This window comes from Microvirga arabica (assembly GCF_016811235.1).
GTDB lineage: Bacteria > Pseudomonadota > Alphaproteobacteria > Rhizobiales > Beijerinckiaceae > Microvirga > Microvirga arabica.
In genome coordinates, this window is the sequence record NZ_JAFBID010000118.1 from 1 (window position 1) to 13,603 (window position 13,603).

General features: G+C 66.7%; 15 protein-coding genes and 1 pseudogene. 9 read left to right on the forward strand and 7 right to left on the reverse strand.

Translation table 11 applies throughout. The features are described from left to right. The 3 genes and pseudogenes from JQC81_RS30280 to JQC81_RS30290 all read left to right on the forward strand — a co-directional run. Window positions 1–246: pseudogene (locus JQC81_RS30280) on the forward strand (heme transporter HemC); the annotation flags it as partial. Window positions 247–249: 3 nt separating this feature from the next. After that, complete coding sequence (gene ccmD / locus JQC81_RS30285) at window positions 250–405, forward strand: heme exporter protein CcmD (RefSeq protein WP_203275493.1); 156 nt, start codon at window positions 250–252, stop codon at window positions 403–405. Next, window positions 398–976, forward strand: coding sequence for a DsbE family thiol:disulfide interchange protein (locus tag JQC81_RS30290; RefSeq protein WP_203275494.1), 579 nt, complete (start codon window positions 398–400; stop codon window positions 974–976). Before ccmD ends, JQC81_RS30290 begins: the two co-directional genes overlap by 8 nt. On the opposite strand, the gene JQC81_RS30295 is transcribed toward JQC81_RS30290, so the two are convergent. Continuing rightward, on the reverse strand, window positions 942–1,430 hold the full coding sequence (locus tag JQC81_RS30295; RefSeq protein WP_203275495.1) for a YaiI/YqxD family protein: 489 nt from the start codon (window positions 1,428–1,430) through the stop codon (window positions 942–944). The genes JQC81_RS30290 and JQC81_RS30295 overlap by 35 nt on opposite strands. A gap of 138 nt (window positions 1,431–1,568) precedes the next feature. Between JQC81_RS30295 and JQC81_RS34195 the strand changes: the two genes are divergently transcribed. Next, on the forward strand, window positions 1,569–2,912 hold the full coding sequence (locus JQC81_RS34195; RefSeq protein ID WP_203275496.1) for an adenylate/guanylate cyclase domain-containing protein: 1,344 nt from the start codon (window positions 1,569–1,571) through the stop codon (window positions 2,910–2,912). A gap of 60 nt (window positions 2,913–2,972) precedes the next feature. Here the strand turns inward: JQC81_RS34195 and JQC81_RS30305 are convergent, their stop codons facing one another. Together JQC81_RS30305 and ftsY are read right to left on the reverse strand one after the other, a co-directional pair. Beyond that, complete coding sequence (locus JQC81_RS30305; RefSeq protein ID WP_203275497.1) at window positions 2,973–3,569, reverse strand: septation protein A; 597 nt, start codon at window positions 3,567–3,569, stop codon at window positions 2,973–2,975. Further along, on the reverse strand, window positions 3,566–4,900 hold the full coding sequence (gene ftsY, locus JQC81_RS30310; RefSeq protein WP_203275498.1) for a signal recognition particle-docking protein FtsY: 1,335 nt from the start codon (window positions 4,898–4,900) through the stop codon (window positions 3,566–3,568). Before ftsY ends, JQC81_RS30305 begins: the two co-directional genes overlap by 4 nt. Before the next feature lie 64 nt (window positions 4,901–4,964). Here ftsY and JQC81_RS30315 point away from each other — a divergent pair, with 64 nt between their 5' ends. Further along, the gene (locus JQC81_RS30315) at window positions 4,965–5,780 is read left to right on the forward strand and encodes an RluA family pseudouridine synthase (RefSeq protein WP_203275499.1); all 816 of its coding nucleotides are present in this window, start codon (window positions 4,965–4,967) and stop codon (window positions 5,778–5,780) included. On the opposite strand, the gene mtaB is transcribed toward JQC81_RS30315, so the two are convergent. The 3 genes from mtaB to JQC81_RS30330 form a co-directional block, all read right to left on the reverse strand. Next, window positions 5,777–7,030, reverse strand: a complete 1,254-nt coding sequence (mtaB, locus tag JQC81_RS30320) for a tRNA (N(6)-L-threonylcarbamoyladenosine(37)-C(2))-methylthiotransferase MtaB (protein ID WP_203275500.1) — start codon at window positions 7,028–7,030, stop codon at window positions 5,777–5,779. The genes JQC81_RS30315 and mtaB overlap by 4 nt on opposite strands. Then, entirely contained in the window at window positions 7,030–7,914 is an 885-nt protein-coding gene (gene dapF / locus JQC81_RS30325; protein ID WP_203275501.1) for a diaminopimelate epimerase, read from the reverse strand. Before dapF ends, mtaB begins: the two co-directional genes overlap by 1 nt. Before the next feature lie 67 nt (window positions 7,915–7,981). Next, on the reverse strand, window positions 7,982–8,722 hold the full coding sequence (locus tag JQC81_RS30330; protein ID WP_203275507.1) for a sulfite exporter TauE/SafE family protein: 741 nt from the start codon (window positions 8,720–8,722) through the stop codon (window positions 7,982–7,984). Window positions 8,723–8,937: 215 nt separating this feature from the next. Here JQC81_RS30330 and JQC81_RS30335 point away from each other — a divergent pair, with 215 nt between their 5' ends. Further along, on the forward strand, window positions 8,938–9,723 hold the full coding sequence (locus tag JQC81_RS30335) for a GyrI-like domain-containing protein (RefSeq protein WP_203275502.1): 786 nt from the start codon (window positions 8,938–8,940) through the stop codon (window positions 9,721–9,723). Here the strand turns inward: JQC81_RS30335 and JQC81_RS30340 are convergent. Continuing rightward, the gene (locus JQC81_RS30340; protein WP_203275503.1) at window positions 9,708–10,781 is read right to left on the reverse strand and encodes an MBL fold metallo-hydrolase; all 1,074 of its coding nucleotides are present in this window, start codon (window positions 10,779–10,781) and stop codon (window positions 9,708–9,710) included. The genes JQC81_RS30335 and JQC81_RS30340 overlap by 16 nt on opposite strands. A gap of 499 nt (window positions 10,782–11,280) precedes the next feature. Here JQC81_RS30340 and JQC81_RS30345 point away from each other — a divergent pair, with 499 nt between their 5' ends. The 3 genes from JQC81_RS30345 to rpsP all read left to right on the forward strand — a co-directional run bounded on the left by JQC81_RS30345 (window position 11,281) and on the right by rpsP (window position 13,480). Then, the gene (locus tag JQC81_RS30345; protein WP_203275504.1) at window positions 11,281–11,496 is read left to right on the forward strand and encodes an eL24 family ribosomal protein; all 216 of its coding nucleotides are present in this window, start codon (window positions 11,281–11,283) and stop codon (window positions 11,494–11,496) included. Between the two features lie 2 nt (window positions 11,497–11,498). Then, a complete protein-coding gene (gene ffh, locus JQC81_RS30350) occupies window positions 11,499–13,052 on the forward strand; it encodes a signal recognition particle protein (RefSeq protein ID WP_203275505.1) in 1,554 nt (517 codons plus the stop codon). A 68-nt stretch (window positions 13,053–13,120) separates the two neighbouring features. Then, a complete protein-coding gene (rpsP, locus tag JQC81_RS30355) occupies window positions 13,121–13,480 on the forward strand; it encodes a 30S ribosomal protein S16 (RefSeq protein ID WP_203275506.1) in 360 nt (119 codons plus the stop codon). Window positions 13,481–13,603: the final 123 nt, after the last annotated feature.

The following is a 13,603-nucleotide window of genomic DNA, read 5'->3' on the forward strand; positions in this document are numbered from 1 at the left end:
AACGTGCCGATCGTCAAATTCTCCGTCGATTGGTGGAACACCCTGCACCAGCCGGCCTCCGTGTTCCGCATCGACGGGCCGACGATCCATTCCTCCATGCTCGTGCCGCTCCTGATCATGGCCGTGGCCTTCTCGCTTCTGGGCATTGCGCTGCATCTTGCCGGCATGCGCACCGAGATCCTGCGCCGCCGGGTGCGCACCCTTACCATTCTCGAGGCCGAGCGCCTCGACGCGCAGGCGGCTTAAGCTATGTCGCACACGTTCTTCATCGCCTTTTCCTACATCGTGACAGCCCTGGTGGTCGCGGGCCTGATCCTGCGTGCTGTGATCGATCATCGTATTCAGGTGCGCGCTCTGGCCGATCTCGAGTCCCGCGGCATCGGCCGGAGGTCCCGCCGTGGCTGAGGCAGCCGAGCGCCCCCGGTCGCGCCTGATCTTCATCCTGCCGGGGCTCGTCTTTGGCGCTCTGGTGGGGCTTTTCGCCGTGCAGCTGTTCTCCGGTCGCAACCCGGCCGAATTGCCCTCCGTCCTCATCAACAAGCCGGTGCCGACTTTCAACCTCGCGCCGCTCGAAGGCCTCGTGGCCAATGGCCAGCCGGTGCCGGGCTTTTCCAATGGGGACCTGAAGGGCCGCGTCACGGTGGTGAATGTGTGGGCGTCCTGGTGCGGTCCCTGCCGCCAGGAGCATCCGCTGCTGGTGGAGCTCGCCAAGGACCCGTCCGTCCGCGTGGTCGGCATCAACCAGAGGGACAACCCGGACAACGCCCGCCGCTTTCTCGGCGCCCTCGGTAATCCCTATGCCGCCGTCGGCGTGGATCCTAACGGACGCGCCTCCATCGATTGGGGCGTCTACGGCGTGCCCGAAACCTTCATCGTCGGCCCCGACGGCACCATCCGCCACAAGCATATCGGCCCGCTGACGCCGGAGAATTTTTCCGCGTTCAAGGAGAAGCTGCGCCAAACCCCGCGCGCTTGAGCCGGTTGATCGCTACATCCAGCGCCGACAGGAAGGCCGAGCGGTCCCTCGGTGAAAACGGCTTCGGCCCGCCGGTCACGTCGCCCATGGCGCGCAGGTCCTCCATGAGGTTGCGGGTGGCGAGCGCCATGCCGATGGAGGCTTGGCTAAAGGGCTTGCCCGTCGGGCCGATCACGTCGGCGCCGGCCGTCACGCAGCGATGGGCCAGCGGGATGTCGGCGGTGATCACGATGGCGCCGCGCCGGGCGCGCTCGGCGATCCAGTCGTCGGCCGCGTCGAAGCCTGCGCTCACCACCACGCGCTCGATCAGCGGGTCGGGCGGCACCTGCAAGAAGGAATTCGACACCACGAACACCTTCACCCCATGGCGCCCGGCGACCTTGTAGATCTCCGGCTTCACCGGACAGGCATCCGCATCCACATAGACCGTGATCGCTTGGCTGGTCTCGCTCATGAACCATATATTCCTGTGAGATGCGGGGATGTCGCCAAGGCTAAACGGCTCTTCATGGTGGCGTAACGGATCCGTAATGGGCACCGAGGCAGTCCAGTGACATAGTGCATGAACCCGCCGGCGAGCAAAAGGAAGCCTGTGACCCCTCGATCCCGCACCCGTGCCGCCCTGGCCCGGCTCAACACCCTGCGCACGACCCCGGTCCTGAGTGACGCCACCCAGCGGCTGATTCGCGAAGCCGATACCGGAGCGCTGCAGCGGGCCGGCATGGCCCGCATGGTCACCGGGGGGCTCCTGCTGCTGGCGGTCGTGGTGGCCACGGCAGGGGTCGAGTTCGACAACCCGGTGGCGCGCAAGCAGATCGCCGCAGCCGAACTCACCCTTGTCCTGTTCGGCGCATCGGGATGGTTCGGTGCGTGGCTTGCCTCGCGGCGGATCGCCATCGCGCAGCTGCCGGTAGTCACGGCGGTCACCGACGCGTTGCTGGTTCTCGGCAATCTCGCCTACAGCCACTGGGGCCTCAACATCCCCGGCAGCCTGTTTTCGGCGTTTCCGGTGGCCTGGGTGGTGCCGATCACCATGGCGGCGGCGGCAATCCATTATCAGCCGCGGCTCCAGGCCTTCGTGGCCGCCGTCTATGTAGTGGGCCTGACGCTCATCGCTTTCAGCGGCGGGTTCCTGACCCTCGAGGAGCGACAGCAGGATCTCGCGGCGATTGCGGGCCTGTTCTCCATGCAGACCAACATGGTCCGCATCGTCATGGTCTTTGCCGCCGGCCTGATCCTGATCCTCGTGGCGCGCCAGGGCCGGCTCATGCTGGAGCGGGCCGTTCGGGAGACCACCCTGCGGGCCAATCTCACCCGCTACCTGCCGCGCGAGCTCGCGCCCATCCTCACCGACCAGGCCTTTGCCTCGTTGCGCCAGGGACGGCGCATTCCGGTGACAGTCATGTTCGTCGACATTCGCGCCTCGACCACCTTCGGCGAGACCATGGAGCCGGCGCAGCTTGCCGTGTTCATCACATCCTTCCGCCGGCGCGTGCTGCGCGCCGCCTCCCGGCACGGCGGCGTCATCGACAAGTTCACCGGCGACGGGGCGCTCATCCTCTTCGGCGTGCCGGGCGCGCAGGACGGCGACGCGAGGCGTGCTCTGGCGTGCGGACGCACCCTGCTTAGCCTCATTGAACGCTGGAACGCCAAGCGCGGCTTCAACCCGCCGGTGCGCCTTGGCATCGGCATCCATACGGGCGACGTGTTCTGCGGCGTGGTGGGCGACGAGAGCCGGCTCGAGTTCACCGTGGTGGGCGAGACCGTCAACATCGCGTCCCGCATCGAGCAGGCGACGAAGGCCACGGATTGCGAGCTTCTCGCCTCGCAGGAAACGGTTCTGGCGGCGGGCGAGGAGGATCTCTGGACGGAGGTGGAGTGCGATCCGCTGCCGGGGGTCACGCGCCGGATGGTGCTGATGAAGCCGGTGGGGTGAGGGTTTCGCTGTCATTCCGGGGCCGCGCAGCGGAGCCCGGAATGACAGCGTCCAGGTTGTTTAAACCTCTTCCGCATTCTTGATCTCGTGCTTCAGCAGCAGCGGCGTCTGCGCCAATGCAAAGGCGATGGTGAGCGGCATGATACCGAAGACCTTGAAGCTCACCCAGAAATCTGTGGTCTGCGTGCGCCAGACGATCTCATTGATCGCGGCCAGTGCGAAGAAGAACAGCGCCCAGCGCAAGGTGAGCTTGCGCCAGCCCTCCTCGTCAAGCTCGAACACGCTGTCGAGCACGATCTGCAGCAGGGGCCTGCGGAAATAGAGGCCGCCCAGCAGCACAAGGCCGAACAGGGTGTTCACGATGGTGGGCTTGAGCTTGATGAAAAGATCGTCTTGCAGGAAGAGCGTCAGCCCGCCGAAGATCACGACCACGATGGCCGACACCACCGGCATGATCGGCAGCTTTCGGGTAAGCCCGTAGCTGATGCCGAGCGCGATCACCGTTGCCACGATGAAGATTCCCGTAGCGGCGAAGATGCGCTGGTCCTGCGCGAAGCCGAAGCGGTCGCCATAGGCATTGCCGATGAAGAACAGGGCCAGCGGCCCGAGTTCGAGGGCGAGCTTGAGGAGAGGGGGGAGGCGCTTTTCGTCGGTCATGATGTTGCTTCTAACCCGGCAATGGCTTTGGCGAAATCCCGTGCGGTGAAAGGCTCCAGGTCCTCCACCCCCTCGCCGACGCCGATGAAGTGCACAGGGATGCGGAATTTTTCCGCTAGCGCCACCAGGATGCCGCCTCGAGCGGTGCCGTCGAGCTTGGTCATCACGAGGCCCGTGACGCCGGCCGCCTTCTGGAACAGCTCCACCTGGCTCATGGCGTTCTGGCCCACCGTCGCATCGAGGACGAGGAGCGTGGCATGGGGCGCGCTCGGGTCGAACTTCTTGACCACGCGCACGATCTTTTCGAGCTCGGCCATCAGCCCGGCCTTGTTCTGCAGGCGGCCCGCCGTGTCGATGAGCAGCACGTCCGAGCCATTGGCCTTGGCTGCCTCTAGCGCGTCGAAAGCGAGGCCCGCCGCATCCGCGCCCTGCTCGCGGGAGAGCACCGGCGCGCCGACACGCTCGCCCCACACCTTCAGCTGCTCGATGGCAGCGGCCCGGAAGGTATCGCCGGCGGCGAGCATCACCTTCAGGCCCTGCTGTCGGAACTTCTGGGAGAGCTTGCCGATGGTGGTCGTTTTCCCTGCGCCGTTCACGCCGATCATCAGGATGACGAAGGGTTTTTGCGACCGGTCCACGACGAGCGGCTGGGCCACGGGCTGCAGCGTCTTCTCCACCTCGCCGGCGAGAATGGACTTTACCTCCTGGGGCGAGATCTCCTTGTTGTAGCGCCCGGATGAGATCGCCTCCGTGATCCGCATGGCGGTGGGCACGCCGAGATCCGCCTGGACCAGCGCGTCCTCCAGCTCCTCGAGGGTGGCCGCATCGAGCCGGCGCTTGGTGAAGAGGCCGGTGACGCTGTCGGAGAGCGACGAGGAGGTGCGGCGCATGCCGTCCGTCAGGCGCTGCCACCAGCTGGGAGCCGCGGCAGGCTTGGTCTCAGCCACGGGAACGACTTCGGCGGGAGCGGGTTCAGGGGTTCCTAAATCCGCGGCCGTGATGTCCGGGCGCAGCTCGGGGCCGTGCTCGGTGACGATGCGCGGCAGCGGCTCCTGCGGGTTGGTGCCCTCCGGGTCCAATCCCTCGATGGGCTGGAGATCGGCGCCGGCCAGCTCCGGCGGTGTCTTGTTCTCCTCGGGCGTGTCGGGAGAGGCGGTGGTCACGGTGGAGGGAGCGGCCGCGAGATCGTCCGCGCCGGTCGTGGGCGGAGACGGCATCGCCTCGGGCTCGCCGCCGGCCTGCGGCGTTTCCGGAGCCGGTGCGGGAGCCGTGGGTGTGTCAGCCTTGCGCCCGAACAGACGGGAGAGGAATCCGGGCTTGTTTTCAGCCATGCTCTGCGTGCCTTGTGAATGCTGATGCTTGATTTAGCGTTGCTGCCTCGATAGCCGAGGCATCATGAATGCGGAAGAGATAGTAAGCCGATTGCTGTATCGCGATGCCCTGATGCTCGTGATCGACAAACCCGCCGGGCTGCCGGTGCATCCGGGCCCCAAGGGCGGCGAGACCCTGTTTCATCATCTCGATGCCCTCCGCTTCGGCCTGCCCCGCCGTCCGGAGGCCGCGCACCGCCTCGACAAGGACACGTCCGGCTGCCTCATTCTCGGGCGCCACCCGAAGGCCATCGCCCGCCTCAATGAGATGTTCAAGAAGGGCGAGATCGACAAGGTCTACTGGGCCGTGGTCGAGGGCGGGCCGGACGCGGACGAGGGTGAAATCGATCTCCCGCTCGCCCCCAAATCGCCCGACCGCGGCTGGTGGATGAAGGTAGACCCGAAGGGCCAGCCTTCGCTGACACAGTGGCGGGTGCTGGGGCGGAGCCACACCTCCCCCTTGAGGGGGGAGGTCGCGCCGGAGGCGCGGGAGGGGGTGGGAAGCGAGACTTCTGTAAGCGTCGTGCTGCCACCCCACCCCGGAGCGCTGACGCGCTCCGACCCTCCCCCTCAAGGGGAGGATGAGAAGCGCTTCACCCTGCTCGAACTGCGCCCCATCACAGGGCGCACCCACCAGCTGCGCGTCCATTGCCAAGCCTCGGGCTTTCCGATCCTGGGCGATCCGATCTACGGCACGGCGCCACGGTTCGGCGGACCGGGCCTGCACCTGCATGCGAGAAGTGTGACCGTGCCGCTCTACCCGAAGAAGTCGCCGATCCTCGTGGAGGCGCCGGTGCCGACGCATATGCGCGAGCGGGTGGAGGCGTGCGGCGCGCTTTAAGCTGCCAGCAGCTCCTTGCCGTCGTGTCCGGCAATGGTGACCGACATGATCTCGCCCCGCGTCACCGGCCTGGTGAAACGCACGGGCGTAAACCCTTCCGTGCGGCCGAGCTGGTTCAACTCGATCAGCACGTTGCGGCGCGTGCCGACCTCAGCGGTGAGATGCTTGAGCAAAGCGGCCTCGCCCTTTTCGCGCAGGCGGCGCGCCCGGTCCTTCACCACATCGCGCGCCACCTGCGGCATGCGGGCTGCGGGCGTGCCGGGGCGGGGCGAGAACGGGAAGACGTGGAGATGCGTCAGCTCGCATTCCTCGACGATGTCGAGGGAGCGGGCGAACATCTCTTCGGTCTCGGTCGGGAAGCCCGCGATGATGTCGGCGCCGAAGATCATCTCGGGGCGCAGGCGCTTCACCTGCTCGCAGAACGCGATGGCATCTGCCCGAAGGTGCCGTCGCTTCATGCGCTTCAGCACCATGTCGTCGCCCGCCTGCAGCGAGAGATGCAGGTGCGGCATCAGACGGCTCTCGCTCGCGATCACGTCGAGCAGGTCGTCGTCGGCCTCGACCGAGTCGATCGACGAGATGCGCAGGCGCTCCAGCTCCGGCACGTGGCGCAGCAGGCCCTTCACCAGGGTGCCGAGCTTGGGCTCGCCCGGCAGGTCCCGGCCGTAGCTGGTGATATCGACGCCGGTGAGCACCACCTCGCGGGAGCCGTGCTCCACGAGGGTGCGCACCTGCTCCACCACCGCTCCCATGGGCACGGAGCGGGAATTGCCGCGGCCATAGGGGATGATGCAGAAGGTGCAGCGGTGGTCGCAGCCGTTCTGCACCTGCACGAAGGCGCGGGTGTGCCCGCGCAGGCCGTCGATGAGGTGCATGGCGGTTTCCTTCACTGCCATGATGTCGTTGACCAGAACCCTTTCCGTGAGGCCTACGCCGAAATCGCGCATGCCGGCCCAGGTTTCGGCCTTCATCTTCTCGTGGTTGCCGATGACCTGTGACACCTCCGGCATGGCGGCAAACGTTTCCGGCTCCACTTGCGCCGCGCAGCCCGTCACGATGATGCGGGCACCGGGCTTCTCGCGGGCGATCCTGCGAATCGACTGGCGCGCCTGGCGCGTCGCCTCGCCCGTGACCGCGCAGGTGTTGACGATCACCACCTCACCGAGACCCGCGTCCTGAGCGTGGCGCTGCATCGCCTCCGACTCGTAGATGTTGAGCCGGCAGCCGAAGGTGACCACTTCGACCGCCATCAGGCCACCTCTGAAAAGAGGGCAGGCGACAAGGTGCCCTCGTGCTCCAGTTCGGTCGGGCCGGTCATGAGCACGTGGTCGTCGCTCTCGCGCCATTCGATCACGAGATCGCCGCCGGGCAGGGCCACCACGGCCCGGCGGCCGGTGAGTCCTTTGCGGGCAGCAGCCACGAGGGTGGCACAGGCGGCCGAGCCGCAGGCGCGGGTTGCGCCGGCGCCGCGTTCCCAGACGCGGAGCACGATGTGCTCGGGGCCGGTCACCTGGGCAAAGGAAATGTTGGCGCGCTCCGGCAGGGCCGGATCGTGTTCGAAGATCGGCCCGATGGCGGCGAGATCGTAGCCTTCCGCATCCCCGACCCAGAAGATCACATGCGGGTTGCCCATGCTGACGGCCGACGGCCCCTGCAGCTCCGGCGCTTCGGTCAGCCTTGTGTCGAGCGCGATGGTGCGGGTGTCCGGATAAGGATCGCGCAGGGGGATCTCGCTCCAGGCGAGCCGCGGCGGGCCCATATCGACGGTGAAGACCCGGTCCGAGACCCGCTCCACGGGCAGGAGCCCGGCCTTGGTCTCGAGCACGAGGTCACGGTCCACCGGCCGGCTCATGATCGGATCGGCGGTCATGGCCCAGGCAACGCAGCGGGTGCCGTTGCCGCAGGCGCCGGATTCCGAGCCGTCCGTGTTGTAGATGCGCATATAGGCGTCGGTGCCCGGGGTCACGGGGTCGTGCAGCACCATCAGCTGGTCGAAACGCGAGCGCGGGTCGGCCGCGATGGCGCGCGCTTCCGCGGCGCTCACCCGGTGAGGCGAGCCGCGCAGGTCAAGCACGGTGATCTCGTTGCCGAGACCGTTCATCTTCAGGAAGCGGCTGTTCGAAAGGGCACTCATGCGGCCGTATATGGCTGAAAATGCCGGAAATCGCGAGAGGGGTCGAAAAGCCCTGCGGCAATATCGTCTAAAAGGCGGCGAGGATCCGCGGGATGCTGGTGGCGATGATGATGAGGCCGACGCCGACCATGAGCGGGCGGGTCGGCAGGCGGCTGACCACCAGTCCGCCGAGCGGGGCCGCTAGGACGCCGCCGACGATGAGGCCCGCCGCCGAACTCAGCTCGGACCAGCCCAGCGTCACGATGAACGTGGCGGAGATCACAGTGGTGACGAGGAATTCGGTCAGGTTGGTCGAGCCGATCACCTGCCGGGGCGCATGGCCCCGGCCGATCAGGGAACTGGTGACGATGGGGCCCCACCCTCCGCCGCCCATGGCGTCGAGCAGGCCGCCGCCGGCCCCGATCCAGGGCACCAGCCAGTCGCGCACCTCCCTGGGCCAGAGGGGCTGGAAGGCCTTGAAGACGATGTAGAGGCCGATCGCCAGGAGATAGGCGGACACCACGGGCTGTATGGTCTTGGCGTCGATATTGGCCAGGATGAAGGCCCCGATGCCCCCGCCGATCATGCCGGCCGGCGCCAGCCGGGCCACGAGGCGCCAGTTCACGTTGCGGTGGACCACATGGGAGGCACCGGAGGCCGCCGTGGTGAAGATCTCCGTCACGTGGGTCACGGCGCTGGCGGTAGCCGGCGGCACCCCGAAGGCGAGGAGGCTCGTGGTGGATAGCACCCCGAAGGCCATGCCGAGCGCCCCGTCGACGAGCTGCGCTCCGAAGCCGATCAGCGCAAAGATGAGGAAGTCTTCCGTCATGAAGCAGCCCGAGGTGAGGAGGCAGAGCCTGAGCATAGGCCATCCGCCCCAGCTTCCGTCAGGGCCTAGGGTTGTCAATCAGACCAATTGTTGTGCAGGCCCTGCTGCAATCCGTCTCTCCACAGCAGCTTGGGGATGCTCTCGCGGCTGCTTCGAAAGCCTTCTATGTTGCAGCAAGGTATCCCTTCGTGATTCGCGGGTAAGGCGTTCTTCTCATGCGGCTGCGCTTCTCTGTTCCTATCCTGGTTCTGGCCCTCGGCTCCGGCGTGGCGCTGGCGCAGACGCCTCCACCGGCAAGCTCGCCGCCCGCCGCGTCCGAGGTACCGGCAACCCCGGCGGCCCCTCCTCCGGCAGCGCCCCAGCCTGCACCGCAGGCTCAGACCGCTCCTGCTCCGTCGGACGCTCCGGCCCAGCCCCAGGCTCCCGCCACGGCTCAGCCTGCGCCCACCACCCCGACGCCCCCGGCTCCCGCCGGCCCGGCTCCGGTGCAGGAGGCAGCCCGCTCGACCCTGTTCCCGAACCCAAGCGATCCCACCGGCGTGGAAGAGGGCGTACTCCTGTCCAAGGACACGGTGGTGCTCGCCGGCATCAGCACCTGGGACGAGGCCTATGAGAACCTTAAAGCAGCCTTCGCCAAGATCGACGCCGAGATGAAAAAGGCCGGGATTGCGCCCGCGGGCCGGCCGCTCACGATCTTCGTCGATACGGATGACAACGGCTTCAAGTACGAGGCCATGGTGCCGATCGCCAGGGTGCCGGAGGGCAAGACCGAGCTCACCCCTGAGATCAAGTTCGGCCGCACGCCGGAGGGCAAGTCCTTCCGCTTCGTGCACAAGGACGCCTATGACGAGATCGACGGCACCTACGAGACGATCACCGCCTATCTCGACATCAAGGAGATCGTCGCCAAGGACGCGTTCATCGAGGAATACGTGAGCGACTTCACGGATTCGCAGGACACCAATTTCGAGGTGAACATCTACGTTCAGCCGAAAGAATGAGGCGCCTCCCAAACTTCGCCGGGCCGTAGCGCCCTGAAGCGTTCCCCCGGGATCTCGGCCGTCTGCAAAGCGGCTGCCAGCTCCTGCAGCGGTTCCTCGACGCCCTCGTCGGTCAGCCGGAACGTGCCCCAATGGTGGCCGAGCGCCTGCTCGGCTTCGATGATGGTGAGCACCTTCACGGCATCCTCCGGGTTCATGTGCTGCGGCTTCATGAACCAGCGCGGCTCGTAGGCGCCGATGGGCAGATGCGCGAGGCGCGGTTTGCCGAAACGCTCGCGCACCGCATGGAAGATCTTGCCGTCGCCGAAGCCCGTATCGCCGATGTGATAGATCGTGCCGGCGGGCGTCGTGAGCACATAGGCGCACCAGAGCGCCATGCGCCGGTCGTTGATGCCCCGCGCCGACCAGTGATAGGCGGGCTCCAGATGCGCCGTGACGCCGCGGCCCAGATCCACCGAGCCGCCCCAGTCCCGCGTCTCGACCGGGATCTCGGGATGCTCGGCCCGGATCACCGCATCGTTGCCCAGCGGCGCCACAAACTTCGGCCGGAAACGCTGCCAGAGCCGGCCCAACGTCTCGGTATCGAGATGGTCGTAATGGTTGTGCGTGATCAGCACCACGTGGATCGGCGGCAGATCGTCGAAGGCGATGCCGGGCGGATTGACCCGCGTAGGGCCGGCAAAGGAGACCGGGCTCGCCCGCTCGGAAAAGACCGGGTCGGTCAGGATGTTGAGCCCCGCCACCTGGATCAGGAACGAGGCGTGGCCGATCAGCGCCGAGCGCACGCCCGGCACCTCCGCCGGGGGCTTGTCCCGGAAGGGGCTCGGGAAGCTCTCCGGCCAGTCCTTGCGCCCGCCGCCGAGCCGCCAGCGTGCCAATTCGAGCAAACCTTTGTCCTGCGGCTGCCCGGGCGTGAAGAACCGCACACCGTCGAAATGGTCGCTGACCGGGCCGTCGTAGTAACGGTTCTTCGAGCGCGCGGCGGTCACCCAGCCCAGCGCCCCGGTGGCGGCGATGACGGGAAGGCCTAAAGCTTTAAGAAGGGTGCGGCGGTTCATCGGAGCAGGGATCCTCGGCGAAGCTTTAAGCGTGGGGACGCGGGAGTGGATCGGCAAGGCCCCTCCGTCATGGCCGGGCTTGTCCCGGCCATCCCATTTCTGTGAGGCTCGTCACTTTCCCGAGCGAGATCACCGGCACAAGGCCGGTGATGACGTGGATGAGCGCAACTCCGTGCGGGATGACCGTCCACTGAGCTCCAAAAAAGCCCTTTCCTTGACTTCGCCACCCTTTTCCCTTATCGGCTGACCGCAAATCTGTAGAGCGAGCCCTTTTTGAGCCGCCGACCAGCCCGAGAGGCTGGAGGTCAACGTCCGACAGCGCGATGCGCCCTCGGGCGCGCTTTCATTTGGGTTTTCTCTTGAACGGCCCTCATCCTGAGGAGCCTGCGCAGCAGGCATCTCGAAGGAGGGGCCAGCGGGCGCTGGAGACGCCTCGTCCTTCGAGAGGGCCTGACGGCCTCCTCAGGATGAGGCTGCGAAGGTGCCAAGGGATGAACGAATGTCAGACAAGACTTTGCGCATCGAGGACGCGATCAACGAGACCTGCCCGTGGTCGGGGAAGCCGATCGCGGCGGATTCGCTCACCCTCTATCGCGGCGAGGTGGTCGGCTTCTGCAATCCCGGCTGCCGCGACAAGTTCGAGGCGGCCATCAGACACTTTGAAAAAGCCCTTGAGGATCGCGATGTACCTCTCATCGCAAGAGGAATTGAGTGATCATGTTCGAAGGCCTTTCCGATAAGCTTTCCAATATCCTCAACGGGCTGACGCGCCGCGGCGCTCTCACCGAGGAAGATGTCAACGCCGCCCTGCGGGAGGTCCGCCGCGCCCTGCTCGAGGCCGACGTTGCCCTCGAGGTGGTGCGCTCGTTCACCGACAAGGTGCGCGCCCGCGCGGTCGGCGCCGAGGTGGTCAAGTCGGTTTCTCCTGGCCAGCAGGTGGTCAAGATCGTCCACGACCAGCTCGTGGAGATGCTGGGCGCGGACGCGGAGGTGATCAGCCTCAATGCGGTGCCCCCCGTGGGCGTCCTTATGGTCGGCCTGCAAGGCTCGGGCAAGACGACGACCACGGCCAAGATCGCCCGGCGTCTGAAGGACCGCGAGAACCGCAAGGTGCTCATGGCCTCCCTCGACACCCGCCGCCCGGCCGCGATGGAGCAGCTCGCGGTGCTCGGCAAGCAGGTGGGCGTCGACACGCTGCCGATCGTCGCCGGCCAGTCGGCGGTGCAGATCGCCCGCCGGGCCATGGAAGCCGCGCGTCTCGGCGGCTACGACGTGGTCATGCTCGACACCGCCGGCCGCGTCACGGTTGACGAGGCCCTGATGGTGGAGGCAGCCGAAGTGCGCGCCGCCACCGGCCCGCACGAGGTGCTGCTCGTGGCCGATGCGCTCACCGGTCAGGACGCGGTCAACACCGCGCGCGCCTTCGACCAGCGCCTCGGTGTCACCGGCATCGTGCTGACGAGAATGGACGGCGATGCCCGCGGCGGTGCCGCCCTGTCGATGCGTGCCGTCACCGGCAAGCCGATCAAGCTCATCGGTACGGGCGAGAAGGTCGATGCGCTGGAGGAGTTTCATCCCTCCCGCGTCGCCAACCGCATCCTCGGCATGGGCGACATCGTCTCGCTCGTGGAAAAGGCGGCCGAGAATTTCGACGCCGAAAAAGCCCAGCGCATGGCCGACAAGATGCGCAAGGGCAAGTTCGACTTGGAAGACCTGCGCGATCAGCTCGCCCAGATGGAGAAGATCGGCGGCATCGGCGGGATGCTCGGCATGCTGCCCGGCATCGCCAAGATGAAGTCGCAGCTCGAGAACGCCAATCTCGACGACAAGGTCATCAAGCGCCAGCGCGCCATCATCGATTCCATGACCCCGGCCGAGCGCCGCAATCCCGACATCCTCAAGGCCTCGCGCAAGAAGCGCATCGCGGCCGGTGCCGGCATGAAGGTCGAGGACATCAACAAGCTGCTCAAGATGCACCGCCAGATGGCCGACATGATGAAGATGATGGGCGGCGGCAAGGGCAAGGGCATGGCCGGCCAGCTCGGCAAGATGTTCGGCCTCGGCGGCGGCATGGGCGGCATGCCCCAACCGACGCCGGAGCAGATCGAAGCCCTGCAGAAGCAGATGGGCGGCAAGCTGCCCGACTTCCCTGGCGGCGCCGGCGGTCTTCCGTCGATGCCGAAGGGTGTTCCGGGGCTCCCAGGTCTCGGCGGCGGCAAGATCCCGGGTCTTCCGGGCATCGGCGGCTTTCCGTTTGGGAAGAAGAAATAGGTTTTGTCGTTCCGGGATGATCCGGAGCGGCACAAGGTTTGATCACAGGACACCAAAAGGAGTATCCCATGTCCCTGAAGATCCGTCTCACCCGTGGTGGTGCGAAGAAGCGTCCCTACTACCGCATCGTTGTCGCCGACTCGCGCTCCCCGCGCGATGGCCGCTTCATCGAGAAGGTCGGCACCTACGACCCGATGAAGCCGAAGGATGACGCCGGCCGGGTCGTTCTCGAGACCGAGAAGATCCAGGCTTGGCTCGCCAAGGGCGCCCAGCCGACCGACCGCGTCCTGCGCTTCCTCGACGCCGCCGGCCTCCTGAAGCGTCCGGCCCGCAACAACCCGCAGAAGGCTGTCCCGGGCAAGAAGTCCCAGGAGCGCGCCGACGCCAAGGCCGCCGCGGCTGCCGCCGGCGAAGGCGAGGCTGCGTAAGCACCATGAAGAAGGGGCGCTTCAACCAGCGCTCCACTTCCGCCTTTTCCGATCCGGAAAAGGGCAGGGGTGGGGGTGCCGGCGCAAACCGATCTAAGGTCGCGCATACACCCCCCTCTCCAA

What these genes read in the sequence shown, in the direction of transcription:
- ccmD (WP_203275493.1), top strand. Translation starts at nt 250, where the DNA reads ATGTCGCACACGTTCTTCATCGCCTTTTCCTACATCGTGACAGCCCTG.
- JQC81_RS30295 (WP_203275495.1), bottom strand. Translation starts at nt 1,430, where the DNA reads ATGAGCGAGACCAGCCAAGCGATCACGGTCTATGTGGATGCGGATGCC.
- JQC81_RS30305 (WP_203275497.1), bottom strand. Translation starts at nt 3,569, where the DNA reads ATGACCGACGAAAAGCGCCTCCCCCCTCTCCTCAAGCTCGCCCTCGAA.
- ftsY (WP_203275498.1), bottom strand. Translation starts at nt 4,900, where the DNA reads ATGGCTGAAAACAAGCCCGGATTCCTCTCCCGTCTGTTCGGGCGCAAG.
- JQC81_RS30315 (WP_203275499.1), top strand. Translation starts at nt 4,965, where the DNA reads ATGAATGCGGAAGAGATAGTAAGCCGATTGCTGTATCGCGATGCCCTG.
- mtaB (WP_203275500.1), bottom strand. Translation starts at nt 7,030, where the DNA reads ATGGCGGTCGAAGTGGTCACCTTCGGCTGCCGGCTCAACATCTACGAG.
- dapF (WP_203275501.1), bottom strand. Translation starts at nt 7,914, where the DNA reads ATGAGTGCCCTTTCGAACAGCCGCTTCCTGAAGATGAACGGTCTCGGC.
- JQC81_RS30330 (WP_203275507.1), bottom strand. Translation starts at nt 8,722, where the DNA reads ATGACGGAAGACTTCCTCATCTTTGCGCTGATCGGCTTCGGAGCGCAG.
- JQC81_RS30335 (WP_203275502.1), top strand. Translation starts at nt 8,938, where the DNA reads ATGCGGCTGCGCTTCTCTGTTCCTATCCTGGTTCTGGCCCTCGGCTCC.
- JQC81_RS30340 (WP_203275503.1), bottom strand. Translation starts at nt 10,781, where the DNA reads ATGAACCGCCGCACCCTTCTTAAAGCTTTAGGCCTTCCCGTCATCGCC.
- JQC81_RS30345 (WP_203275504.1), top strand. Translation starts at nt 11,281, where the DNA reads ATGTCAGACAAGACTTTGCGCATCGAGGACGCGATCAACGAGACCTGC.
- ffh (WP_203275505.1), top strand. Translation starts at nt 11,499, where the DNA reads ATGTTCGAAGGCCTTTCCGATAAGCTTTCCAATATCCTCAACGGGCTG.
- rpsP (WP_203275506.1), top strand. Translation starts at nt 13,121, where the DNA reads ATGTCCCTGAAGATCCGTCTCACCCGTGGTGGTGCGAAGAAGCGTCCC.